The sequence below is a fragment of the Bradyrhizobium sp. HKCCYLRH2060 genome (assembly GCF_051168135.1).
GTDB lineage: Bacteria > Pseudomonadota > Alphaproteobacteria > Rhizobiales > Xanthobacteraceae > Bradyrhizobium.
Window position 1 is genome coordinate 1 of the sequence record NZ_JBNPUK010000025.1, and the last position, 25907, is coordinate 25907.

At 66.4% G+C, this 25907-nt stretch carries 18 protein-coding genes; 7 read left to right on the forward strand and 11 right to left on the reverse strand.

The features are described from left to right. The first annotated feature begins 230 nt into the window (after positions 1-230). The 3 genes from ACQR10_RS31145 (at position 231) to ACQR10_RS31155 (ending at position 3837) form a co-directional block, all read left to right on the forward strand. A complete protein-coding gene (locus ACQR10_RS31145; protein WP_315802531.1) occupies positions 231-638 on the forward strand; it encodes a hypothetical protein in 408 nt (135 codons plus the stop codon). Between the two features lie 777 nt (positions 639-1415). Further along, entirely contained in the window at positions 1416-2519 is a 1104-nt protein-coding gene (locus tag ACQR10_RS31150) for a ferredoxin (RefSeq protein ID WP_316218384.1), read from the forward strand. 55 nt (positions 2520-2574) lie between these two features. Further along, entirely contained in the window at positions 2575-3837 is a 1263-nt protein-coding gene (locus tag ACQR10_RS31155) for a 2Fe-2S iron-sulfur cluster-binding protein (protein WP_316183516.1), read from the forward strand. Between the two features lie 474 nt (positions 3838-4311). Here the strand turns inward: ACQR10_RS31155 and ACQR10_RS31160 are convergent, their stop codons facing one another. From ACQR10_RS31160 to ACQR10_RS31205, 10 genes are all read right to left on the reverse strand, one after another. Then, positions 4312-5484 carry a fumarylacetoacetate hydrolase family protein gene (locus ACQR10_RS31160; protein WP_315802528.1) on the reverse strand — a complete coding sequence of 391 codons (1173 nt, stop codon included), beginning with the start codon at positions 5482-5484 and terminating at the stop codon, positions 4312-4314. Between the two features lie 73 nt (positions 5485-5557). Further along, complete coding sequence (locus tag ACQR10_RS31165) at positions 5558-8539, reverse strand: autotransporter outer membrane beta-barrel domain-containing protein (RefSeq protein WP_316218383.1); 2982 nt, start codon at positions 8537-8539, stop codon at positions 5558-5560. 266 nt (positions 8540-8805) lie between these two features. Further along, positions 8806-9759: a DMT family transporter gene (locus ACQR10_RS31170; RefSeq protein ID WP_316218393.1), complete on the reverse strand. Its 954-nt coding sequence runs from the start codon at positions 9757-9759 to the stop codon at positions 8806-8808. A 197-nt stretch (positions 9760-9956) separates the two neighbouring features. Next, a complete protein-coding gene (locus ACQR10_RS31175; RefSeq protein ID WP_316218382.1) occupies positions 9957-10796 on the reverse strand; it encodes an aldo/keto reductase in 840 nt (279 codons plus the stop codon). A gap of 138 nt (positions 10797-10934) precedes the next feature. Then, entirely contained in the window at positions 10935-13628 is a 2694-nt protein-coding gene (locus ACQR10_RS31180; RefSeq protein ID WP_316218381.1) for a nitrate reductase, read from the reverse strand. A gap of 18 nt (positions 13629-13646) precedes the next feature. Next, complete coding sequence (locus ACQR10_RS31185) at positions 13647-14861, reverse strand: NAD(P)/FAD-dependent oxidoreductase (RefSeq protein ID WP_410051459.1); 1215 nt, start codon at positions 14859-14861, stop codon at positions 13647-13649. A 5-nt stretch (positions 14862-14866) separates the two neighbouring features. Beyond that, positions 14867-15292, reverse strand: a complete 426-nt coding sequence (locus ACQR10_RS31190; RefSeq protein ID WP_316218380.1) for a globin family protein — start codon at positions 15290-15292, stop codon at positions 14867-14869. 83 nt (positions 15293-15375) lie between these two features. Further along, positions 15376-16170: an ABC transporter ATP-binding protein gene (locus tag ACQR10_RS31195; protein ID WP_315802554.1), complete on the reverse strand. Its 795-nt coding sequence runs from the start codon at positions 16168-16170 to the stop codon at positions 15376-15378. A gap of 10 nt (positions 16171-16180) precedes the next feature. Beyond that, positions 16181-17089: a nitrate ABC transporter permease gene (gene ntrB / locus ACQR10_RS31200; protein ID WP_316183511.1), complete on the reverse strand. Its 909-nt coding sequence runs from the start codon at positions 17087-17089 to the stop codon at positions 16181-16183. A 64-nt stretch (positions 17090-17153) separates the two neighbouring features. Continuing rightward, positions 17154-18470, reverse strand: a complete 1317-nt coding sequence (locus ACQR10_RS31205) for a CmpA/NrtA family ABC transporter substrate-binding protein (RefSeq protein WP_316183510.1) — start codon at positions 18468-18470, stop codon at positions 17154-17156. A 679-nt stretch (positions 18471-19149) separates the two neighbouring features. Between ACQR10_RS31205 and ACQR10_RS31210 the strand changes: the two genes are divergently transcribed. Next, entirely contained in the window at positions 19150-19983 is an 834-nt protein-coding gene (locus tag ACQR10_RS31210; RefSeq protein WP_315826412.1) for a formate/nitrite transporter family protein, read from the forward strand. A 66-nt stretch (positions 19984-20049) separates the two neighbouring features. After that, positions 20050-21780 (forward strand): bifunctional protein-serine/threonine kinase/phosphatase, encoded by a 1731-nt coding sequence (locus tag ACQR10_RS31215; RefSeq protein WP_316218379.1) that lies wholly within the window; start codon positions 20050-20052, stop codon positions 21778-21780. 24 nt (positions 21781-21804) lie between these two features. On the opposite strand, the gene ACQR10_RS31220 is transcribed toward ACQR10_RS31215, so the two are convergent. Beyond that, the gene (locus tag ACQR10_RS31220) at positions 21805-22719 is read right to left on the reverse strand and encodes an intradiol ring-cleavage dioxygenase (protein WP_316218377.1); all 915 of its coding nucleotides are present in this window, start codon (positions 22717-22719) and stop codon (positions 21805-21807) included. A 146-nt stretch (positions 22720-22865) separates the two neighbouring features. Between ACQR10_RS31220 and ACQR10_RS31225 the strand changes: the two genes are divergently transcribed. Next, on the forward strand, positions 22866-24140 hold the full coding sequence (locus ACQR10_RS31225) for a serine hydrolase domain-containing protein (RefSeq protein WP_316218376.1): 1275 nt from the start codon (positions 22866-22868) through the stop codon (positions 24138-24140). 244 nt (positions 24141-24384) lie between these two features. Next, the gene (locus ACQR10_RS31230; RefSeq protein WP_315802517.1) at positions 24385-25902 is read left to right on the forward strand and encodes an HWE histidine kinase domain-containing protein; all 1518 of its coding nucleotides are present in this window, start codon (positions 24385-24387) and stop codon (positions 25900-25902) included. The last annotated feature ends 5 nt before the right edge of the window (positions 25903-25907 follow it).

Below are 25907 nucleotides of genomic sequence, written 5' to 3' on the forward strand. Positions count from 1 at the left end.
ACCCCAAAAGTGTCAACCATGTCCCCGAACAGGTGTAAGCTATGTCTCCGGGCTAAACACTGCGCTCGCAATGACGCCCGTACTGTCTGCCGTGCTCACGTTGTCCGACAGCACTTTCTGATGCATGAGAATATAGTTTCGCGACCTCGCGACACGTTTTGCGCCCGAGCTTTGATTTTTCGCCCTCTCATCAAAGAGGGCGCAGGGAAGGCCGGGCGCTGGCCGCGCCCGTGGCCCGCCTGCTCAAAAAAATGCAGGCGGCAGGTACCACAGGTCTGGCCGAATACGCCCGGCCCTCCCTGCGCGATGGTTTTGACGGCTGCTTCGCGTTCTCCCCGGCGCACCGGCTTTTGGCCACCGTTGCCTGCGCGGCGCGTGAGCGCCGGCGCAAGCGTGACACCAGCATCGGGGTGTCAGGACCGCGCGACTTGACCGTGCGTGCATCGCCGTTCGTCCGCGCGAATGATCACGCTGCAACGACACACGCCCATCGCATTCCGCTGCCGACGTCCATGACGACCGCGATACGTCCCCTCCGACGCAACGGAACGGGTCGGACTCTAATGCTGATTTTGCGAAATCGGCAAGTGGATTATTTTTCAGCGGAGGGCTGGACAGGATTTTCACGCGCGATCTGATTTGCCCGTCGGGCAGCCATAGCGCCGTCGCACTCCGCGACGCCGACCGGCCGGGTGCCGCGCCGGTTTCGGAGCTTAACCCTCATGGTGAGGAGCGCCGAAGGCGCGTCTGCGGACGATGCTGCGCATCGCCGGGCGAGCCACGAGGTCCGAGCAGGGACCTCGCCCCTCGAGACGCCCGCCTTCGGCGGGCTCCTCAGGGTGAGGAGAGGAGGCTTGCCGCGGGACTAAGTAGTCAGTGGCCAACACGGCGATCGTGGGCTCTCGTGAGGTTGGAGATGATGACCCATGTTCAACTCCGGCTTCGAAGCTAACCCTCATGGTGAGGAGGCGCGAAGCGCCGTCTCGAACCATGAGGCCCACGATGAGGCCGCATACTCACCGCCTTGATCGCGCCTGCGATGCGTCACAGCGAAGGCCGTCATTGATCCAGATCAAACGTCCTCAAAAACACACCCCAGATCCCAATCAAATCCTTGATGTTCCTCGATTTGATCCAGATCAAACGGCCGCACGCCTACCGCAGCATGGCCCAGACACGTCCATATTGGCCGTCAAAAAGCGCCACATCTCGCCGTCAGATTCTGCGGCACAGCATGCGCTGATGACGCGAACTAACAGGCACGGCGGACCAACACGTCCGGCCCGAAATCGTCACACCAGCGCGCCCGTACAGAGAAACCAGCGTCCTGGAAAGCAATGCGAAACAACAGCGCTCAACGTTCGGCTCAACACGATTATGCTTCCCACCAACGACAGACCCGGCCACTCGCCCACGTGGCCGTGAACGTGGCACCGGCCCGGTATCAGCCGGCCGCACAGCCCGGCAGCCGCAGCACCGGACGCGGCGAGCGGCGGTTCTGGCTGACGATGCAGACGGTGATGCTGGCCGTCGGCGTGCTGCTGGTGAACCTGCTGCTGTTCTTTCCTGCGCTCGGCATCGCGCTGATGTGGAATCTGCTGATTCCCGTCGCGCCCGCCTTGGTGACGATCTCGCCCGGCCTGTGGCGCAACATCTGTCCGATGGCGACATTCCATCTGCTGCCGAACAAGATGGGCATCTCGCAGAACATCAGGATGCCGGAATGGGGCGCGGCGACGCTGGCGGTGATCAGCGTGACGCTTCTCTTCATCGTGGTACCGATGCGGCGCATCGGGCTCAATGTCGATGGCCCGCTGACGGCGGTCATGCTGCTGTCGGCCGCGGTCATGGCGTTCGCGATGGGCTCGGTGTTCGAGATGCGCTCGGGCTGGTGCACCTCGCTGTGCCCGATCCATCCGGTCGAGCGGCTCTACGGCACCAACCCGGCGCTGACCTTCAAGAATGCCCGCTGCAACATCTGCGAGGCCTGCAGCAATCCGTGCCCCGACTCCACGCCGGAGCTGACGCCGACCGCCGGCGTGCCCACAAAAGTCCAGCAGTTCCTCGGCAACTTCCTGATCGGCAGCTTCCCCGGCTTCGTCTGGGGCTGGTATCAAGTGCCGGATTATCCGCCGCAGCAGGTCGACCAGGCCGCGATCATCACCGCCTATGTGTGGCCGCTGGGCGCCGCGCTCGTCAGCTACGTCGTGTTCAGGGTCGGCGAGCGCATCCTGCGCTACAGGCCCGCCGCCCGCACCCGGATGCATCGCATCTTCGCGGCGGCCGCGATCAGCACCTACTATTGGTATCGCCTGCCCGGCCCGGCGTCATTACTCCCGGACTGGTTTCCGCTGGTCTCGCATCTCATCACGACGCCATTCTTCTTCTGGTTCTTGGTGCTGCGCTCGCCGAAGGTGAGCTGGCTGAAGCGGCCGGTGATGGCGTCGAACTACTGGTCGAGCCGATTCGAGAGCACGGCCAACAAGAATCTCATCCGCGTGTCGCCCGGCAAGGCGTGAAGCCCCGCGGTCTCGTCCCACCATCGTCACAGCGTATCCGATCGAGGAGTAAACCATGTCGAACTTCAGGACCGTCACCGTCAAGGGCCGCCAGTTCCGCGTCCGCGCGGGTGACGTGCTGCTCGATGGCGCGCTCGCCAACGGCGTCGAGATTCCGTTCGACTGCCGCGCCGGCACCTGCGGCACCTGCATGGTTCACGTCTCGAAGGGGCAGACGGTGTGCGGCGAGACGCATACGCAGGGCATGATCTATGCGTGCCAGGCGCGCGTCGTCTCCGACCTCGACGTCGACGTGGAGGACGTGCCGGAGATCGATATCAGCAAGGCACGGCTGGTCGGCCTGCGCGAGGTCGCGCCAGATATCATGGAGCTGATGATCGCGCCCGAGAAGAGCATCAGCTATCTGCCGGGCCAGTACTTCAAGTTCACCTTCGCCGGCTATCCGGCGCGCGCCTACAGCCCGACCGCCTCGTTCGACGGCCGCATCGGCGGCCGCGTCATCCATCTCAACATCAAGAAGGTCCGTGGCGGCCGCGTCACGCAAGCGCTCGGCAGCGGCATCCGGCCCGGCCATCGGCTGCGCATCCAGGGGCCCTATGGTCACGCGTTCCTGCGTCCGGGCGGCGCCGGCCGTCTCGTCCTCGCCGGCAGCGGCACCGGCTTCGCGCCGATCTGGGCGATCGCGGCGATGGCGCTGCGCGAGAACCGCAGCCGTCCCATGGTGATCATCGCCGGCGCCAAGAAGCTGCCGCAGCTCTACATGACGCCGATCCTGGCGCAGCTCGCGCGGCTGCCGAATGTCACGATCATTCCGACCGTGGAGGAAGGCCCGATCAACCATCCGTCGATCCGCACCGGGCGGATCGAGCCGCACATGCCGACGCTGACGTCCTCCGACGTGGTCTATGCCTGCGGCTCGCCGCGCATGGTCACCGCACTTGCCGGCATGGTCGAGAAGGCCGGCGCGACGTTCTATGCCGACCCGTTCGATTCAGCGCCGCCGGAAGCGCCATCCGGCCTGATCGGGCGCATCAAGACGCTCGTGGCGCGACGTCCGCCCGAGCCTGAGCCGGGCCGTGACGGCGGCAGGGGGCGTGACGCGTCGCTCGATCCGTTCGAGCGGGCGTTGTCGCTGGTGCCGAAGGATCCGATCGACGACGATCTCGGCCTGCGCCGGTCGGAGCCACGGCGCAGCCCGGCCGCCGAACGCGACCACGCGCTCTCGCTGGTCCGCGAGCGCGCCGCGCGCGGCGATCCCGCCCAGCTGCAGGAGCGCCCGCGCCGCGTCGCCGGCGAAATGGCGTCGGGGCATGTGTGAGGCGAGTGAGGCGGCCGCTCCAATTCCCAACATCGCGCTCGCAAGCATGAAGGGGCGTAGAGCCGGCAGAGCCGTGCAGCCGTCCTTCGAGACGCCCGCCTCCGGCGGGCTCCTCAGGACGAGGGCTGAGTGTGCGGCGCGATCCTCAAGAGCTTCAAACCCTCTCCATGAACACGCTAACAGCGTGTTCATGGTCCCGTATGCAGCGGCTGCTCCGCCACTTGCCCCTCATGGTGAGGAGCGCCGCATCGCGGCGCGTCTCGAACCACGAGGCCCCAAATGCCTCGATGCACACCGGTCGTCACTCCGGGGCGCTCGCGCAAGCGAGCGAGCCCGGAGTCCATAGCCACGAATAGACGTGGTGGAGCACGATCACTGAGAGCCGTCTGACTCACGACGGCTGCGGCGTATGGATTCCGGGCTCGCGCTGCGCGCGCCCCGGAATGACGGCGAGGATGGAGAGGCAGCCCGTCGTCAAATCAGCTTCCGCCGCGCGAGGCTGCGCATCAGGGCGCCGACGCCGAACGTCCACGGCTCGCATTCGTCGCTGTTGCGCATGCGGTTGACGAGGCGGCCGAGCTGCGGAGCTGAAATCGTGACGATGTCGTCGCGCTTGTGGGTGAACCCCTGGCCCGGCGCATCGCGGTCCTTGACCGGTGCGAACATCGTGCCGAGGAACAGCGCGAAGCCGTCGGGGTATTGATGCACGGCGCCGATGGTCTGGGCGACGAGATCGGTCGGATCGCGACTGATCTTGCTAATGGAGGAATGGCCGTCGAGCACGAAGCCGTCGCTGCCGGTCACGTTCAGCGCGACGTCCATCTTCCTGACGTCGTCGAGCGAAAAGCTCTTGTCGAACAGGCGCAGCAGCGGTCCGATCGCGCAGGAGGCGTTGTTGTCCTTGGCCTTGGACAGCAGCAGCGCCGAGCGGCCCTCGAAGTCGCGCAGGTTGACGTCGTTGCCGAGCATCGCGCCGACGATCTGGCCGCGGCTCGACACCGCCAGCACCACCTCCGGCTCCGGGTTGTTCCAGGTCGATTTCGGATGCAGCCCGGCATCCATGCCGGTGCCGACCGACGACATGGTCGGCGCCTTGGTGAAGACCTCGGCGTCGGGGCCGATGCCGACCTCGAGATACTGGCTCCAGGCGTTCTGCTCGATCAGCACCTGCTTGAGGTGCATGGCCTGGTCGGAGCCGGGCTTCAGCTTGGAGAAATCGTCGCCGACGAGACGCACCACCTCTGTCCGGATCGCTTCGGCGGAGGCCGGATTGCCGCGCGCGCGCTCCTCGATGACGCGCTCCAGCATCGAGATCGCGAAGGTGACGCCGGCCGCTTTGAGCACCTGGAGATCAACCGGCGCCAGCAGCCACGGCTTGGCGGGATCACGGCGATCGGGGGGCGTGTTGGCGAGGATGGCGGCGAGGTCGCCGATGCGCTGCCCGCCCATGCCGCGCAGTGCAGCCGCGGGATCGTCGTGCTCGCACAGCGCGCTGACGGTCGGGAAGGCCGAGGTGACATCGTAGACGCCGTCATCGCGCACCGCCACAACGGCCGGACCATCGACGTCGGGTCGCCAGACCCGGCCGACCAGCGTTCCCTGGGTGCCGTCGTCGGGCAGCATGGTCTCGGGCGTCAGATTGATCATGGCGTTCTCCCTGGTGTCTCGTTGAGGCAGCCGTAGCATTGCTGCGAGAACGATCCAAGATGGGAGCGCGCGATCACCAGCTGTAGCGCACCGCGCCCTTGCCCGCGTAGGAGCGGCTGATGGTCGAGAACTCGCCTTCGAAGGTCGCGGCCGCCGACCAGCCGTTGCGCCAGGCGATTTCGGCCGAGGCCGTGGTGAGCGCGAGGTCGCGCGACTGCGCGGCGCCGTTGACGATGAAACTCGTGCCTGGCAGCGCCTGGAAGCTGGCGGTCATGGTGCGATCCGGGTTGAAATTGTGCGCCCAGGCGGCGCGGCCACGCAGCGACAGCACGCCGTCGGCGAGCGCAAACGACCGGTCGACGCGCGCGCCAAGCTCGGCGCGCGCATCCGTCACGGTCTTGCCGGCATAGCTCAGCGCGAAGGTGCCCGCGCCGGAGAGCACCTGCTCGGCATAGGACGGCAGCACGTAAGCCGTCGCCTGCCCGCCGAGATAGGGCGTGACCCCGCCCCATCGCGTGGCGTAGCGGCGGCCAGCCTCGAGGCGGGCGGAATAGGCCGATGCATTGAAGCGGGCGCGGAGCTGGTCGACGCCCGCGACGGCCACGGTGCGGTCGGTGGTCACGTCGTGCCAGCCATAGGCGAGCGCGGCGGAGAGATAGTCCGGGCCGTTGCGATAGCGGGCGAAGGCGCCGGCCTGGAACAGGTCGGAGCGGCCGCTGCCGCCGCCATTGACGCTGAAGCTGGTGCCGCCGCCCGACAGCGCGAAGCCGGCCAGCCAGTTCGGCGACACGATGTAGTCGGCGCCGGCGGCGAAGCCGACCTCGCGGATCGTGGTGTCGTTCGAGCCGAGCGCGGCATTGCCATCGGTGAACGAACCACCCCCAAACGGCGCCGCCCAGGTGCTCCAGCGCTCGTCGAAGCGCCGGGCCAAAGCGGCCTTGACCGGCATGCGCGCGAAGGCATCGCGCGGTGCGGCGCCCTGCCCTGCGTCGGCGAACGCCGCCGCCGGAGCCGATGGGTTCGCACTGCGCCCGGCGACGAAGGGATCGGACATCAGGCCAAGGAAGATCTTCATCGAGTCGAACATCGCCTGCTGCGAGGCGGTGGCGATCTCGCCGGACGCCTGCGTCAGGCCGGCCGGGGTCAGCGCGCCGAAGGCGACCGGGATGCCGCCGGTGCGGTTGAAATAGCCGGTCGTGGTGTCCGTGACGTTCTGCTGGTTGGTATTGGTCCCGGACGTGCCGAGCGTCAGGTTCAGATAGACGGTGTTGGCGTCGTAGCTCAGGCTCGAGGAGAAGTTGGCCGGCAGGTTGGTGTTGACCAGCGTGTTGAAGGTGCCGCTGATGCCGCCGGCGGCGTTGACGATCGTGTACTGCTTGTTGACGTAGCTGCCGGGGGCGAACGCCGCCTGCACCGTGGCGCCACCCAGCGTCGCGGTGCCCGTCACGTTGACCCGGTCGGCATTGGCCGGCGACACCTCGACCATGTAGCTCGCGGCAGCCGTGAACACGAGATTGCCCTGCACCGTCAGCAGCCCGATCGAATTGCCGGGCGCCAGCGCGCCGCCATTGACCAGCGTGCTGCCGACGATGCCGTTGCCGCCGAGCGTGCCGCCGGCATTCACGGTCACGCTGCTGCCGGCGATCGAACCGTTGACGGCGAGGATGCCGCCATCGACCGTGGTCGCACCGGTGTAGGTGTTGATGCCGGACAGCATCAGCTTGCCGCTGCCGACCTTGGTCAGCGCGCCCGGTCCGACCGTGCCGCACTCGCACGGGTCGTAGTCGCTGATCACGCCGGAGACCTCGGTCGAGAGATTGTTGCCGCCAACCACCAGCGTGTTGAAGGCGCCGATGTAATAGTTGCCGGATCCCGCCAGGGAGCCGGCGGTGATGCGGCCGTCGCCATTGGCCCCCGTGCTTCCGGAGAAGTCGACCACGCCGGTGCCGTTGGTCACGAACTGCGCGGCGCCGCCGGTCGTATTGTCGAGGAAACGGGTGCGACCACCGGCATTGGTGATGATCGTGGCGGAGCCTGCGGTCGCATGGTCGAAGAACAGGGTGGAAGCGCCGTCGTTGGTGGTGATGGTCGCATTCGCCGCGGTGGAATGGGCGTTGAACTGGATATGCCCGTCCATGTTGTTGGTGATCTCTGCGTTGCCCGCGGACGGCGTGTCGCTGCCGAAGCCCATCCCGAACATCAGGTAGGAATTGCCGCCATTGGTGATGACCGCGTTGGCGGCCGTCGCGGCATTGACGAACGCGACCAGGCTGAACGTATCATTCGTGATCGTCGCATTGCCGGCGCTGGTGTTGGCGTTGAACAGCGTGCGGCCCTGATGGTTGGTGATCACGGCGTTCCCCGCCGTCGCCGTATCGGTGCCTCCGGCGACGCCGAACGCCGTCGTGGCGATCGACTGGTTCACGATCGTCATCGTGCCGGCGGAGCTCGCGCCGAGGAAGTTGGTGGTGCCGCCATCATTGGTGAGCGAGACGATCCCGGACGTATCGGCCCTGACGACGTTGAAGATGCCGAAATTCGACACGTCGCCGATGATGCGGGCGGTGTGGGTGGCGTCGCCGAGCTGCAAGGTCGCGCCGTTGCCGATGAAGGTGCCGCCCGAATAGGAGTTGTTGCCGAGCAGGATGGTGGTGCTGTTGCCGAGCAGCTCGGCGCGCACGCCGGCAACCGTCTCGCCGAGGTTGTTGCCGATGGTAATGGTCTGGCCGGAATTGGCGTCGTTGATGAAGCCCCAGCCGGAGCCGGCGACGCCGAAATTCACGTCGGCGCCGCCGATCGCATAGGACTGGGCGTTGCCGAGGACAATCCAGGAATCCGGATTGAGCGGCGCGGTGACCGTGATGGTCGATGCGCCGGTGGCGCCGAACAGCGCCCGCTGGCCGCTCGATGCGGGCGGCGCGCCGGCCGGCGGGGTCTCCCAGTTGGTCGAGAGGTTGTAGTCGGAGGTCGCAGTCGAAGAGCCGGTGCCGCCCCAGGTGTAGTCGGTCTGGGCCTGCGCCGACGTCGTCGGCCCGAGCCCGAAGAGCCCGAGCATGAGCCCCAGCGCGCCCCACACGCCTCGCGCCGTCGGACGCCCCGCCGTTTCGACCCGCCTCTGCACGCAATCCCCCGATCTTGCTCTGCACCCCCTGATGCAATCCAAGACCTAGCAGGCGCGCGGCGCCCGCCGAGATCGACGGCGTCCCTGTTTCTTGTTTGAAATCAGCGCGTTACGCGTTTGATCGCGGTTGTAGCGGGCGCGCAACGCATCCACCCAAAAAGTCGCCCCCGCAATGGCCTGGGGGACGTGCGACCGATGGCTCACGGATTCGGCGAGCTCTCGCCGGCGACCTGCAGCAGTTGCGAGCGACGGACGCGCTCGCGATGGGCAGTGTAGAGGCCGCTGGAAACGATGAAGGCGGCGCCGACGATGGTCCAGACGTCCGGCACCTCGCCGAACACCAGGAAGCCGAGGATGCTGACCCACAGCAACTGGGTGTAGGAAAACGGCGCCAGCACCGAGGCGTCGGCATAGCGGAATGCCAGCACGACGATCCACTGCCCCATGGTCGAAGCGACGCCGACCAGCACGCCGAAGCCGATGTCCTGCCAGGACGGCGTAACCCACACGAATGGGACCATCATCGATAGGATGCAGACGCCGGCGATCGACGAATACGACATGATCGTGATCGCGTGCTCGCGCCCGCTCATCATCCGCGTCATGATCAGGGTGCAGGCCCAGGCGAAGGCCGAGACGATCGGAAACAGCGCGGCAAGATGGAACGCGCCGGTGCCGGGGCGAAGAATCACCAGCACGCCAAACAGGCCAACCGCGGTTGCGACCCAGCGGCGCAGGCCGACCTTCTCGCTGAGGAAGATGATCGACAGCGCGGTGACGAACAGCGGCGCGACGAAGCCGGTGGCGGAGGCCTCGGCGATCGGCAGGTAGCGCAGGCCGGTGATGAACATCAGCGACGAGCCGAGCAGCGCGACGCCGCGCAGCAACTGAAACTTGAGCTGCGCGGTGCGCATAGCGAACAGCGGCGAGCCCGGGATCATCGCCGGCACCATGATGAGTGCGAATACGACGAAGCGGATCCAGGTGATCTCGATCGAGGGCAGCGTCTTCGACAGATATTTCGCCGTCACGTCCGAGGTGCCGAGGAACACGGTCGACAGCAGGATCAGCGCAATGCCGCGGAACGGCCGGTCGGCGCGGGCGGGCGCGCGCTTGCGCCGGGCCTGCGGCTTGTCCTGCACGGACGTCGGCACGTCGTCGAGGCGCGCGGCGGCGGCCGCACTCGGGGGCGGGGTCACGGTCGAACTCGAAGGTTGGCAGAAGCGACGATTCGGTGAGTGGCGACAAAACGCCAATCACGGCCGCGGGACAACCCATGGAAAGCGGGCAGCCGATATGCGCTGGCTACGCGCCGAGGTAGCAAACATCCGTAATTTTCCGTGATGCTGCGCTACAGCATGGGCAGCCCACGCGGCTTCGGCCCGCGCGGAAAGGCGCGATCGATCGCGGCGATCTCGGCCGCGGTGAGCTCGATGTCGCCGGCCGCCGCATTCTGCTCGGCATGTTCGGGCCGCGACGCCTTGGGGATCGCGAACAGCGACGACGCCCGCGTCAGGAAGGCGAGCGCGACCTGGCGCGGCGTCGCGCCATGCTGCTCCGCGATCCGCTGCAGCACCTCGCCGCCGGCGCTGCGGCGTTCCGGAAAATCGTCATGGCCGAACGGCGAATAGGCGACGACGGCGACGCCGTGCTGGCCGCACCACGGGATGACGGCATACTCGATGGCGCGCTCCTGCAGGTGATAGAGCACCTGGTTGCAGGCGATCCTGCCGTCGCCGGCGACCTCCAGCAGCTCGTCGAGATCGTCGACGTCGAAATTGCTGACGCCCCAGGACGCGATCTTGCCGGCCGCCTTGAGCTCCTCGAACGCTGCCACCGTCTCCGCGAGCGGATAGGAGCCCGGCCAGTGCAACAGATAGCAGTCGAGCCGATCGGTCTTGAGCCGCTTCAGCGAGCGCTCGCAGGCGGTGATGGTGCCACGGCGGGAGGCGTTGCTCGGCAGCACCTTCGACACCAGGAACACCTCGTCGCGCCGGCCGGCGATGGCTTCGGCGATGACGAGCTCGGCATCGCCATACATCTCCGCGGTGTCGATGTGGCTCATGCCGCAATCGAGGCCACGCCGCAACGTCGTGATGGCGCGCTTGCGATCGGCGTGGTCGAGATACCAGGTGCCCTGCCCGATCACGGACACGCCAGCGCCGCCGGTTCCGAATGTCTTGTGCTTCATACGCGGCAGCATAGAGGAGGCGACGCGCGGCGTCGATTGGCCACTGCCGTCATTGCGAGGAGCCGCAGGCGACGAAGCAATCCAGGGCCGTCGCGGGACTCTGGATTGCTTCGCTGCGCTCGTAATGACTGTGTTGAACTAGCTCGCCACCTTCACCGACGCCTCGGCCTGCGCCGGCGTCTGCGCGATCAGCCGCTTCATCTCCGGAATGCACGAGCCGCAATTCGTTCCCGCCTTGAGCTGCGCGCCGATCGCGGCGGGCGTGCGCGCGCCGGCGGCGATCGCATCGCAGATGGTGTCGCGGCCGACGCCGAAGCAGGCGCAGACGATCGGGCCGCCGCCGACGCCGTCGGGCGCGCGGCCGGACAGCAGCATGCGGCGCTGATCGTCGTCGAGACGATCGGCTGAAAACATCGTCTTCACGACGTTCCAGTCGCCGGCATCATGGCCCGGTCCGACGAAGACGCAGGTCTCGATGCGGTCGCCGCCGAAGGACGCGGCGCGATAGACGCCGCCGCCGACATCCATGTAGTCCGTGACATCGTCGGTGGCGCGCGCCTTGAACCACGCCGGCCAGCGCATGAGGTCGCCGTTGTCGGCGAACAGATAGCCGAAGCCGCCCTGCACCGTCGCCCGCGCCCACCACAGATGGGACGGCAGCGCGAGCTCGGTGCGCGACAGGATGAAGCCGCGGAAGACGTACTCATAGGGACTGATCGCGGCCGGCGTCGCCTTGGCCTCGGGCTGGCCGGAGAACGGATCGGTGTGCGAGGCGACGAGCGCGCCGACGCGGCCATGCGAGGAGTTCGTCGCGTTCCAATGGATCGGCGCGAACAGCATGCCGCGCTGCTGCCGCTCGCTGACCACGACCTTGAGGATGCACTGGCCATGCTCGGTCGTCACCTTGGCGAAGCCGTCATGCATCAGGCCGTAGCGCAGCGCGTCGTCCGGATGCACCTCGACGAACGGCTCCGGCAGATGCGCCGATAGCCGCGGGCTCAAGCCGGTGCGCGTCATGGTGTGCCATTGGTCGCGGATGCGCCCGGTGTTCAGCCGCAGCGGCCGCGCGGCATTGGTCTCGCTGCGCAGCGCCGGCACCTCCGGCGCGACGAAGCGGGCCTTGCGGTCGCCGGTGAAGAAGGCGCCGTCGGCGAAGAAGCGCGGCGCGGGCGGCTTGCCCGCGCGCACCGGCCATTGCACCGGGGCCATCGTGTCGTATTCGTCGTCGCTGAGGCTCGCCAGCGCGCCGATGTCGAAGTCGCGGCTGCCGTCGTTCTCGAACCCCGACAGCGCGGCGTGCTCGCGGAAGATGTCCGCGGCGGAGCCGTAGTCGAAGGCGGAAGCGAAGCCGAGCCGCTTGCCGACCTCGCTGAGGATCCACCAGTCCGGCATGGCCTCGCCGGCCGGCGCCATGAAGGCGCGCTGGCGCGAGATGCGCCGCTCGGAGTTGGTGACCGTGCCCGACTTCTCGCCCCAGGCCTGCGCCGGCAGCAGCACGTGCACGCCAGCATCCACGGTGTCGTTGGAGCGCACGTTCTCGGAGACGACGAGCAGCTCGAGCTTCTTCAGGGCCGACAGCACGAGATCGGCGTCCGGCAGCGACACCGCCGGATTGGTGCCGATCACCCACAGCGCCTTGATCTCGCCGCGCGCGATCGCCTCGAACATCGCGACCGCCTTCAATCCCTCATGGGTGGCGATGTCGGGCGCCTTCCAGAAGCGTCTGATACGATCGATGTCCGGCGGCGTGAAGCCCATATGCGCGGCGAGCTGGTTGGCGAGCCCGCCGACCTCGCGGCCGCCCATCGCGTTGGGCTGGCCGGTCAGCGAAAACGGCCCCATACCCGGCTTGCCGATGCGCGCGGTGGCAAGATGGCAGTTGAGGATCGCATTGACCTTGTCGGTGCCCTGAGCCGACTGGTTGACACCCTGCGAGTACAAGGTGACGACCTCTGGCGTGTCGCGGAACAGCTTGAAGAAGGCGGCGACATCGGGCTCAGACAGACCGGTGGCGAGCGCGGTCGCCGCGGTGCTGCCGGCAAGGCTGCGCGCGCGCGCCAGGGTCTCGTCGAAACCAGACGTATGGCGCGCGATGTAGTCGCCGTCGAGCGCGCCGCTGTCGGCGAGATGCACCAGCAGGCCGGAGAACAGCGCCGCATCCGTGCCGGGCCTCAATCCCAGGAACAGGTCGGCTTCTTCAGCCGTGTCGGTACGGCGCGGATCGATGACCACGAACCTGGCGCCGCGCGTCTGCTTGTTGGCCAGCATGCGCTGGTAGAGCACCGGGTGGCACCAGGCGGCGTTGCTGCCCACGAAGACCAGCAGATCGGCCCGATCGAGATCCTCATAGGTGCCGGGGACGGTGTCGGCGCCGAAGGCGCGGCGGTGGCCGGCGACCGACGACGCCATGCACAGCCGCGAATTGGTGTCGACATTGGCCGAGCCGAGAAAACCCTTCATCAGCTTGTTGGCGACGTAGTAGTCCTCGGTCAGCATCTGGCCCGAGAGATAGAACGCCACGGCGTCCTCGCCGTCGCGGGCGACGATGTGCTTGAGGCGGGTCGCGACGTGATCGAGCGCATCGCTCCACGCCACCCGCTCCATGCCGCCCTTGCAGCGGATCATCGGATAGAGCAGCCGGCTCTCGAGCCCGAGCGTCTCGCCGAGCGCCGAGCCTTTGGAGCAGAGCCGGCCGAGATTGGCCGGATGCGACGGATCGCCGGAGATCGCCGCGCCGCCGCTGCCGTCGGGCGTGGCGAGCACGCCGCAGCCGACGCCGCAATACGGACAGGCGGTGCGCACCGTGCGCAACTTGGGATCAACAGTCGTCATCGTGCGAGGTCCCCTCTCTCACGCTGCCCGTGGCCGCGCCGCGGCGCGGCCGAACATCATCTCGGTCCGGATCGCCGCGACCGGCTCGCGGCTGCGGATCAGGTCGCGATACCACAGAGCATCCCTGGTCTCCCCGATCAGCACGGCGCCGGTGAGGCGCCCGTCGGCGATGACGAGCTTCTTGTAGATGCCGCGCTTGGCATCGTTGAGCACGATCGTCTCGCTGCCCTCGACACCAACGAAATCGCCGGCCGAGAACACCGACACCCCCGACACTTTCAGATTGGTCGAGACGACGCTGCCGCCATAGGCCGCCTTGCGTCCGGCCAGATGCTGCGCCAGCACCCGCGCCTGCTCGTAGGCCGGTTCGACCAGCCCGTAACAGGTGCCGCGGTGCTCGGCGCATTCGCCGAGCGCGAAGATGCCAGGCGCCGAGGTCTGCATCGCATCGTCGACGACGATGCCGCGGTTGACGGCGAGCCCCGCTTCCTTTGCCAAGGTCACATTCGGCCGGATGCCGGCGGCGAAGATCACCGCGTCCGCGGCGAGGCGGCGCCCGTCGGCCAGCTCGACCTCTTCGACCCGGCCGTTGCCGTGGATGGAAGCGGTGCTGGCATTGAGCAGAACCTCGATGCCCTTGCGCGCCACCAGCGACTTGAGCAGCGCGGCGGCCGGCGCATCGAGCTGCCGCTCCATCAGCCGGTCCATCAGATGCAGCAGCGTCACCTTGGCGCCGGCGCGCGCCAGGCCATAGGCCGCTTCCAGCCCGAGCAGCCCGCCGCCGACGACCACCACGCGGCCCTTCTTGGCCGCCAGCGCCAGAAGCACGTCGGTGTCGCGGCTGTCGCGGAACGTGTGCACGCCCGGCAGATCGGCGCCCGGCACCGGAAGCCGCAGCGGCAGCGAGCCGGTGGCGAGGACGAGGCGCGAGAACGCCACGTTCTCGTCGTTCTCGATCTGCAGCTCGCGCCGGCCGACATCGATGCCGGTGACGCGCGCACCGTATTTCAGCGTCACGCCGCGCTCGCGCCACCAGGCGGCCGGCTTGAGCTCGATCTCATGGGACGCAGCCTCGCCGGCCAGCACCGACGACAGCAGCACGCGGTTGTAGGCGAGCCGCGGCTCCTCGCCGATGACGGCGATCGCGTAGCGGCCCAGCGCGGTCTGCGACAATTCCTCGGCCAGCTTTGCAGCGGCCATGCCGTTGCCGACGATGACGAGCGGTTCACCCAAAGCGCCTACTCCGCCGCCTGCGCCTTGCCATGGGCTTCCGAAATCATGTAGCCGGACAGCGTGCCGTAGGCTGCCGTCCAGGCGGCGGCGACGTCGGGCGTCCAGCCGTCGCCGAGTCCCTTCTCCAACGTCCACAGCAGCGCGGCACCGACCACCGGATAGTGCTCCGGCCTGGCGCCGTAATCGACGTGGCGCTTGGCGAGCGCGCTTGCCGCCGGCAGGATCGCAGGCAGGTTGGTCAATCCATTCACCACGACCGCCAAGGTCGCCATCAGCTTCTTGCGCTGCTCGGTGAGATCGTCGGGAAACATCGCACGCACCTGCGGCGCGACCTCGAACAGTCGATCGTAGAAGATGGTCGCGGCCTGATCGGAGATCGGCGCGACCTTGGCAAAACTATCCTGAACCAATGCGATCTGAGACGGTGTCATGGGAATCCTTCGATGATGGAAACGAGAACCCGTTAGTCGCCCGACGCGGAGAGCGGTTCGATCCGCTCTCCGCTTTCCAATCGTCACGCCGCCTCGACGTAGCGATGGCGCTCGTAGAGGAATTCCAGCACGCGCTGCCGGCACTTCACGTAGGTCGGGTTGGTCGCGAGCTCGAGCCGCTTGCGCGGCCGCGGCAGCGCGACCTCGAGCACCTCGCCGATATGCGCGCTCGGGCCGTTGGTCATCATCACGATGCGGTCCGACAGCAGCACGGCCTCGTCGACGTCGTGCGTGATCATCAGGATGGTGTTGCCGAGCTTCTGATGCAGCGCCATCACCGAATCCTGCAGGTGCGCGCGGGTCAGCGCGTCGAGCGCGCCGAACGGCTCGTCGAGCAGCAGCACCTTCGGCTCCATCGCCAGCGCACGCGCAATGCCGACGCGCTGCTTCATGCCGCCGGAGATCTCGTTCGGGCGCTTGTCCTTGGCGTGGGCCATCTGCACGAGGTTGAGGTTGTGCATGGTCCAGGCGTCGCGCTCGGCCCGGGTCTTGGTCTTGGCGAACACCTTGTCGACGCCGAGACGCACGTTTTCATAGACCGTGAGCCAGGGCAGCAGGCTGTGGTTCTGGAACACGACGGCGCGGTCGGGTCCCGGCGAATTCACCTCGCGCTCCTCCAGCAATACGCCGCCGGTGGTCGCCGTGGTAAGGCCTGCGACGATGTTGAGCATCGTCGACTTGCCGCAGCCGGAATGGCCGATGATCGAGACGTACTCGCCCTTCTCGATCGAGAGGTTGATGCCCTTCAGCACTTCGGTGGTGGCGTTGCCGCGGGTGAACGTCTTGTCGACGTGATCGAGCTTCAGATAGGCCATGATCCCTTCCCTCTCAGTTCGTCGCGGTGCCGCGGGTGACGACCTTGCCCAAGACCGCGATCAGGCGGTCGAGCACGAAGCCGATGATGCCGACATAGAACAGGGCGAGAATGATCTCGCTGATGTGCGAGGAATTCCACGCGTCCCAGATGAAGAAGCCGATGCCAACGCCGCCGATCAGCATCTCGGCCGCGACGATCGCAAGCCAGGACAGGCCGATGCCGATGCGCAGGCCGGTGAAGATGTAGGGGGCCGCCGCCGGGATCATGATCTTGGCGAAGAACTCCAGCGGATTGAGCTGCACCACCGCCGCAACGTTGCGGTAGTCCTGCGGAATGTTGCGGATGCCGACCGCGGTGTTGATGATGATCGGCCAGACCGAGGTGATGAAGATCACGAAGATCGCCGACGGCTGGCCGTCGCGGAAGGCAGCCAGCGACAGCGGCAGCCAGGCGAGCGGCGGGATCGTGCGCAGCACCTGGAAGATCGGATCGAGGCCGCGCATCGCCCACACCGACTGGCCGATCAAGGTGCCGACACCGACGCCGACGACAACGGCGATTGCGTAGCCGAAGGCGACGCGGCGCAGGCTGGCCTCGAGATGCCAGAACAGGCCCTTGTCGATGCCGCCGTGATCGAAGAACGGATCGAGGATCAGCTCGCGGGTATCGCTGAACACCCGGGAGGGCGGCGGCAGCGCCGAGCCCGCCCGGCGGCAGACCAGCTCCCAGATCAGCAGGAACAGCATCAGCACGATCAGCGGCGGGACGACACGCACCGCGACGTCGCGCGCCATCTTCACGTAGCGCTCGGCTTTTGGCTGCTGCTTGGGAGTCATGGTCACGATGGACGCGGACACGGACGTGGACGCGGTCGGCACGACCTTCGGAGCGCTATCGTTGATCAACGCTGGCATGGACATCGGAAACCTTTCTCCGTGCAATGAGAGGGGCCGCGCGTTTTGCACGCGCGGCGGGAGGTCCTGATCAGGCCTCGATCCGCTTGATCGACAGCGACTTCAGGTAGGCCGCCGGATCTTCCGGATCGAACACCTTGCCGTCGAAGAACGTCTCCTTGCCGCGCGACTTGGAGGTCGGAATCTCGGCGACCGCGACGTTCATCTCCTTGGCGGCCTCGCGCCAGATGTCCTCGCGGTTGACCTTGGCGATCAGCGACTTGGCGTCGAAGCCAGCTTCATACTTGCCCCAGCGGATGTCCTCGGTGATGAACCAGAGGTCGTGGCTCTGGAACGGATAGGAGGCGAAATCACGCCAGTACTTCATGATGTGCGGCGAGTTCTCGACCACCTTGCCGGTGCCGTAGTCGAACTTGCCGGCGGTGCGTCCGGCGACGTCCTCGACCGGGCAATTCATCCACTGCCGCTTGGCCATGATGGTCGCAAGCTCCTGCTTGTTCTCCATCTTGTCGCACCACTGCTGGGCCTCCATGACCGCCATGGTCAGCGCCTTCGCGGCCTTCGGATATTTGTCGACATAGGCCGAGCGCATCGCGAAGGATTTCTCGGGATGCTTGTTCCAGATCTCACCCGTGGTGACCGCGGTATAGCCGATGCCCTGGTTGACGAGCTGCGCATTCCACGGCTCGCCGACGCAGAAGCAGTCCATCGTGCCGACCTTCATGTTCGCCACCATCTGCGGCGGCGGCACAACGATGGTCTCGATGTCCTTGTCGGGATCGATGCCGCCGGCCGCGAGCCAGTAGCGCAGCCAGAGGTCGTGGGTGCCGCCCGGGAAGGTCATCGCCGCCTTCACCGACTTGCCCGCCGCCTTCTTCTTCTCCAGCGCGGCCTTGAACGGCGCGGTATCGAGGCCGAGCTTCAGGTCTGCATATTCCTTGCCGACCGAGATGCACTGTGCGTCGAGATTTAGCCGCGCCAGGATGTACATCGGCGTCGGCTGGTTGTTCTGCGTCACCTTGCCCGAGGAGATCAGGTACGGCATCGGCGTCAGGATGTGCGCGCCGTCGATGCCGTTGCCCTCGGAGCCGAGCACGAGGTTGTCGCGCGTGGTGCCCCACGAGGCCTGCTTCTGCACGTCGACATCCGGCATGCCGTATTTGGCGAAGATGCCCTTGTCCTTGGCGACGAACAGCGGACCGGCGTCGCTCAGCGCGATGAAGCCGAGCTTGGCGCTGGTGACTTCCGGCCCCGCCCCCTGGGCAAAAGCGCCGCCCGGAAAGCCCAGCCTCGCGGCCGCGAGCAGCGCGGCCGTGCCTGCGCCGGCCTTGAGAAGCTGGCGACGGCTGAGGCCGTTGCGGCGAGCAGGATTGGCAGTCTTCGTCATGAGTGCTGTCGTCCTTTGTCTGAGAAGAGCGCTCGATGGATGAATGGCCGTCCGTTGCGGGTCGCCGCGCCACGCACAAAAGGGCGTGTTCCGAGATGGCCTCGGAAGGGGCAGCGTCACGATTCGGATGAGGGTTGCGCGGACGGCATCGATGGCGTCGCAAACGCTCTTTCAAGCTTCGTGCCAACGCGCCGATTTTTAGTTTCGAAGCGAATTCAAACGCTTAGCCATGCACAACGATGCATCAGACGCAGGAGGTCGCATCCAAAATTTGCGATTCGCCCACTTTGTGTGCGCCGCACACCAAGTGGGCATAGCGCGATTGTTCCATGAGCATCCGGGCATCAAAGCACCCCTTCGAAACATCCGCGGCGACGACATCCAAGCGCAATCAATTGAAACTACTCATCTTTATACTGGCGCCAGATTTGGCACAGGCATTGCTTGCAATTCGGCAAGTCAACGATGACTGCGGTTCGCTGGACTGTCGAGGCCGATGGGGCCTGATTATCCGGGACGGACGCGCGCACGCGACCGAGGTCTTCTCGGCGCGGTCGTCGTGACGCCCTTCCCGCATTCGACATCCGATCCGCCTGCCCGTGGCGATGTCCTTCGAGAGCCAGACCCTCTCGCAAGGCAGCTCGCAATCCATTCCCGAGAGCAAGCAAAGGACGTTTGAATGTCGTATCTCGCGCCTTCCGAATTCGTGACCAAGATGGTGGACGCAGGCGAGTCCAAGATCTTCATGTCCACCCGCGACACCGTCATCCGCGCCTACATGGCGGGCGCGATCCTGGCGCTCGCGGCCTGGTTTGCCGTCACGATCAATGTGAATACCGGCCAGCCGATCATCGGCGCCCTGTTGTTTCCGGTCGGCTTCTGCATGCTCTACCTGCTCGGCTTCGATCTCCTGACCGGCGTGTTCGTGCTGTCGCCGCTGGCGCTGATCGACAAGCGTCCCGGCGTGACCATCGCAGGCGTGCTGCGCAACTGGGGACTCGTTTTCATCGGCAATTTCGCCGGCGCGCTGACGGTGGCCTTCATGATGGCGTTCGTGACCACATTCGGCTTCACGCAGGAGCCGGACAAGGTCGGCGCCGTCATCGGCAATATCGGCGAAGGCCGGACGCTCGGCTACGCGGCGCATGGCGCGGCCGGCATGGCGACGCTGTTCATCCGCGGCATGCTGTGCAACTGGATGGTCTCCACCGGCGTGGTCGGCGCGATGATCTCGACCACCGTGCCAGGCAAGGTGCTGGCGATGTGGATGCCGATCCTGGTCTTCTTCTACATGGTGTTCGAGCACTCGGTGGTGAACATGTTCCTGTTCCCGTCGGGGCTGATGCTCCATGCGAAGTTCTCGATCATGGACTACCTGATCTGGAACGAGATCCCGACCGTGCTCGGCAATCTCGTCGGCGGCCTCTCCTTCACCGGCCTGACGCTCTATGCCACCCACGTCAGGACGCAGCCGAAGCGCGATGCCAAGATCGCCGCCCGCGTCGCCGCCTGATTTCATTTCCCCTCGGGAGCCCGTCCCCGATAGGGTCGGGCTCCCTCACTTTGTCCCACGGCCCAGATGCCATTGCGGATCACCATCGGAGCACATTCCGACAAGGGGCAGAAGCCGGGCAACCAGGACTTCCACGGCGCCCTGATTCCCGATGAGCCGGCGCTCAGCCTGAAGGGCATCGCGGTCGCCATCGCCGATGGCATCAGCAGCAGCGAGGTCAGCCACATCGCGAGCGAGTCGGCGGTCAAGAGCTTCCTGACCGATTATTACTGCACGCCGGATGCCTGGTCGGTGAAGACGTCGGCGCGACGCGTGATCACGGCCGCCAACTCCTGGCTTCATGCCCAGACCAGAGCCAGCCAATACGCCTATGACCGCGACAAGGGTTACGTCTGCACGCTCAGCGCGATCGTGATCAAGGCGGCCACCGCGCATCTGTTCCATATCGGCGATTGCCGCATCTCACGCCTCGCCGGCCATTCGCTCGAGCAGCTCACCGACGATCATCGCATCGTCATCTCGTCGCAGCAGAGCTATCTGGGGCGTGCGCTCGGGGTCAATCCTCAGGTCGAAATCGACTACCAGGCTGTCAGGATCGAGCGCGGCGACGTCTTCGTGCTCGCGACCGACGGCGTTCACGAGCATGTCGGCAAGCGTTTTGTCGCCAACGTGCTGAAAGAGAATTCGCACGATCTCGACCAGGCGGCCCGCATCATCGTCGCCGAGGCGCTGGCGCAGGGCAGCGCGGACAATCTCACCATCCAGATCGTGCGGATCGACGAACTCGGTGCCGGCGACGCCGCCGAGATCCCGGTCCGGGCCGAGCAGCTGCCGCCGGCGCCGCTGCTGGACGCGCGGATGATCTTCGAGGGCTACCGGATCGTGCGCGAGATCCATGCCAGCAGCCGCAGCCACATCTATCTGGCGGTCGAAGTCGAGACGGAGCTCCCCGTCGCCATCAAGGTGCCTTCGATCGACCTGCGCGGCGACCCGGCTTATTTGAAGCGTTTCCTGATGGAAGAGTGGATCGCGCGGCGGATCGACAACCCGCACGTGCTGAAGGCCATCTCATCGACCCGCCGCCGCGATCATCTCTACGTCGTCACCGAATTCGTCGAAGGCCAGACCTTGGCGCAATGGATGATCGACCATCCCAAAGCCGATCTCGATACTGTCAGAGACATCGTCGAGCAGATCGCTCGGGGGCTGCAGGCGCTGCATCGGAAGGAAATGCTGCACCAGGATCTGCGGCCTGCAAACATCATGATCGACCGGACCCGGACGGTGAAGATCATCGATTTCGGATCGGTGCGCGTCAACGGCGTGGTCGAGGCCGACCCGGCCGCCGACCACGACAGCATCCTCGGCACGCAGCAGTATACGGCGCCGGAATATTTTCTCGGCGAGGGCGGCTCCGAATGGTCCGATCAGTTCTCGCTCGGCGTGATCGCCTACCAGATGCTGACAGGCCGGCTGCCCTATGGCGCGCAGATGGCGCGCGCGAGAACCCCGGCACAGTTTCGCAAGGTGCGCTATCAGCCGGCCTCCGGCGATGACCAGACCGTCCCGCTGTGGATCGACGGCGCACTTCGCCGCGCCGTCCATCCGGTCGCCGCCAAACGTTACGAGAGCCTCTCGGAATTCGTCTTCGACCTGCGGCACCCCAATCCGGCCTATGTCGGCGGCGACCGGACGCCGCTGATCGAGCGCAATCCGCTGCTGTTCTGGAAGGCAACGACGGCGCTGCTCGCGATCGCCGTCGTCATCCTGCTCGCGGCTCGCCACGGCGGCTGGTAGGCGAGACTGGCGCTCGCCGCAGGATCAGGCGGGTTCAGGCGCGATCGCGCCGAGCGGCCTCGGCGCCACGCCTGCTCCCGGCTTCATGCGGAAATCATAGCTCATCAAGTGCCACGGCCCGGCCGCCAGCTTGCCGTCCGGCATCACCGCATCGGTGCGCCGCTCCACCTGGGCGATGAGGTCGTCCTTGACGCCGAAGACGACGTCGCTGTCGAGATATTCGTCGCCGCCGACGAAGACATGGGTGATCAGCGGCTCGTAGCCCTTGGCGTCCACCAGGAAATGCACATGGGCCGGGCGCATCGGATGACGCTTCGTCTCGAGGATCATCCGTCCCACCGGACCGTCGGTCGGGATCGGATAGCTGCAGGGCAGGATGGTGCGGAAGAAGAAGCGACCATCCGCATCCGTGATGAAGCGCGCCCGCGACGACGGACCATCGCTTTCATAGGACGGCCGCTGCGAATCGTAGAAGCCCTCGTCGTCGGCATGCCAGACATCGACCGTGGCGCCCGCCAGCGGGGCACCCGACAGATCGGTCACCCGTCCCTGCACGAACATCTTCTCGCCCTTGAGATCCGCCGAGATGTCGGTGCCGTGGGCCGTCACCTTGTGCTCGCCGACGTAGAACGGGCCGAGCACGGTCGTCTCCGTCGCCCCTCCCCGGTCGCGATGATTGATGGCGTCGACCAGCATCGACACGCCGAGCACGTCGGACAGCAGAATGAACTCCTGCCGGCTCGCGGTGCAGGTCTGGCCGGTGCGGGTCAGGAACTCGATTGCGGCCGCCCATTCGTCGAACGTGAGATTGGTCTTGCGGACATAGTCGTGCAGCGAGGCCACCAATTCCTGCATGAGGAATTTGACCCGTGGGTCGGGTGTCCCCTCGAAGCTCTTGACGACGGCATCCGTGAGCTCGGCTTCGTTGAATTGCGTCATGGGCGGTCCTCCTGCGGCGAAGGCTACATCAGCCCGACGGGCGCTGCCATTGGAAGCGCGGCGATTTTCCGCTATCACCCAGCTCCATCGCCTTCGCGCAAGCCGTCCGCGCGGGCCACGAAAACCGAACGACAGCGGAGACGCCGATGCTCGCCCCCACTCCCGCCTCGCCCGAAACCGTCGGCATGTCGCAAGCCGCGCTCGACCGCATCGATGCCCACCTGAAACGGCGCTATGTCGAGGCAGGCCGTTTTCCAGGCACGCAGTTGATGGTCTATCGCCGCGGCAAGATCGTGCACGCGAGCTCGCTCGGCTTTGCCGACGTCGAGCGCAAGGTCCCGGTCCGGGACGACACGATCTACCGCATCTATTCGATGACCAAGCCGATCACCTCGGTCGCCTTCATGATGCTGGTCGAGGAGGGCAAGGTTGCGCTCGACGAGCCGGTCGCGAAATACATTCCGGAGTGGAAGAATCTCGGCGTATTCGTCGCCGGCACCGCGCCGGGCTTTGTCAGCCGCCCGCCGTCGCGGCCGATGCTGATCGTCGACCTCTTGCGCCACACCTCGGGCCTCACTTATGGCTTCCAGCAACGCTCGAACGTCGATGCCGCCTATCGCGACGCCAAGATCGGCGCGGTCGAAAAGGCCGGCACCCTGCAGTCGATGATCGATGACCTCGCGCGGATTCCGCTGGAGTTCTCGCCGGGCGAGGCCTGGAACTACTCGGTCTCCACCGACGTGGTCGGCTATCTCATCGGCAAGATCGCCGACCAGCCGTTCGAGCAATTCCTGAAACAGCGCATCTTCGATCCGCTCGGCATGACCGACACCGACTTCCACGTTCCTGCCGCGAAGGCGCACCGCCTTGCGGCGTGCTACTCGGCCGATCCCGCCGGCACCCTGTCGTTCCACGCCGCCGATCGCAAAGGCGGCCTGACCTTGCAGGACGACCCGGCGACCAGCACCTTCCTCAACCCGCCCGACTTCATCTCCGGCGGCGGCGGCCTGTGCTCGACCACGGCCGACTATCTGACGTTCTGCCGCGCATTGCTCAATGGCGGCGAGCTCGGCGGCGTCAGGCTGCTCGGGCCGAAGACGCTGAAGCTGATGACCTCGAACCATCTGCCCGGCGGCGTCGACCTGCCGGCGCTGTCGCGCTCGATGTTCGCGGAAGCGGCCTATAACGGCATCGGCTTCGGTCTCGGCTTCTCGGTGACGATGGACCCGGCCAAGACGCTGATCCCCGGCAGCGCCGGCGAATATGCCTGGGGCGGCGCGGCCTCCACCGCGTTCTGGATCGACCCGGCCGAAGAGCTGATCACGATCTTCATGACCCAGGTGCTGCCCTCGAGCGCCTACCCGATCCGCCGCGAGCTGCGCACGATGGTGTACGCGGCCATCACCGAGACCAACGTTTAGGAGAGGCGCTGTGGCGGCAAAGCCGCTCAGGGAACCGACGATCCCCGCGCATTGCGCTTGGCGCGCTTGCACCGCTCTCCTATGCTGACAACGATGTGAACGGCTGCAACCGCCGGGACCTTGCGGACGCAGCCGCTCCAGCCTGATATGCGCTCGCTGCATACATTCGCCTGCGCCCGACGCATCTCCCCAGCCGACGTCAGTCCCAACGGCAATCAGCAGCGCCAGCTCAAACGGGGCATCCGTGCCAAAACTCTCCCTGCCGATCCGGCTTGCTCTTCTGGTCGCAGGGACCACGCTGCCGCTCATCCTGTTCGCAGGCGGGATCGTCTTGCACAACTACATGCAGGACCGCAGCGACGCCCGCCAGCGCGTGCTGGAGACGGTGCGCAGCATCCGCCTGACGCTCGATGCCGAAATGCAGCGCATGACCGGCGGCGTCCAGGTGCTGGCGCTGACCGATGCGCTGACCACCGGCGATTTCGAACGCTTCCGGCCGATCGCGATGGGCTTCCTCGAGCAGTACGGCAAGAACGGCACGATCGTGGTCGCCGACCGCGAGGGACGCCAATTGTTCTCGTCGGCGACGCCGGATACGGCTCACCTGCCGCCGCGCAACAACCGCGAGATCACCCGCCGCGTGTTCGAGACCAGGCAGCCGCAATATTCCGACCTGTTCTACGGCGTCGTGAAGAAGAGCCTGATCGTCACCGTCGAGGTTCCCGTCTTTCGCGACGGCGAGGTCGTCTATGACATCTCGTTCAGCCCGCCGATCGAGATGTTCCAGACCATCCTTGAAAAGCAGCGGCCGAACCCGGACTGGACCCTGTCGCTGCTCGACCGCCAGGCGACCGTCTTCGCACGCGTGCCGAATCCGACGAAGACGATCGGCAAGCAGGCCTCGCCCTCGGTCTTCGATCGCATGCGCAGCGAGCAGGAGGCGACGCTGTCGAGCGTATCGCTCGAGGGTGTGCCGCTGCTGTCGAGCTTCACCCATTCCACCCTGACTGGATGGACCATCGGCGCCGGCATCGCCGAGGATTCGCTGGTGGCGCCGCTGTGGCGCAACCTCGCCGTTACCAGCCTGCTCGGCGGCATCATGCTGGCGATCGGCCTGGCCTTCGCGGTGCGGATGGCGACGACGATCGCGCGCGCAGAGATGCTGCACGATCTGCTGATCGAGGAGCTCAATCACCGGGTCAAGAACACGCTGGCGATCCTGCAGGCGATCGCGGTGCAGACCTTCCGCAGCGCCAGCCGCCATGAGCGCGAGAAGTTCGAGGGCCGGCTCGGCGCGCTCGCCGAGGCGCATAATCTGCTCAGCAAGGAGAAATGGCAGGGCTCCGAGCTGCAGGACGTGATCGAGCGCGTGCTCAAGCCCTATCGCCTCAACACGCCCGACCGCATCAGGATCTCCGGCCCGAAGGTGGCGCTGTCGCCGCGGCTCGCGGTCGTGCTGTCGATGATCGTGCACGAGATCGCAACCAACGCCGCCAAGTATGGCGCGCTCTCGAACGACACCGGCACGGTCGATCTGTCCTGGGAGCTGACGAGCGCGGCCGACGCCGCGAAGAAGCTGCCGGCACGGCTGCGGCTGGTGTGGCAGGAGACCGGCGGCCCGGTGGTCTCGGCGCCGATCCAGCGCGGCTTCGGCTCCCGCCTGATCGAGCGCAGCGCACGCGATCAGCTCGGCGGCGAGGCCACGGTCGACTTCCTGCCACCGGGCGTCGTCTACACCATCACCTGCAAGCTCGACGATTGAGCCGC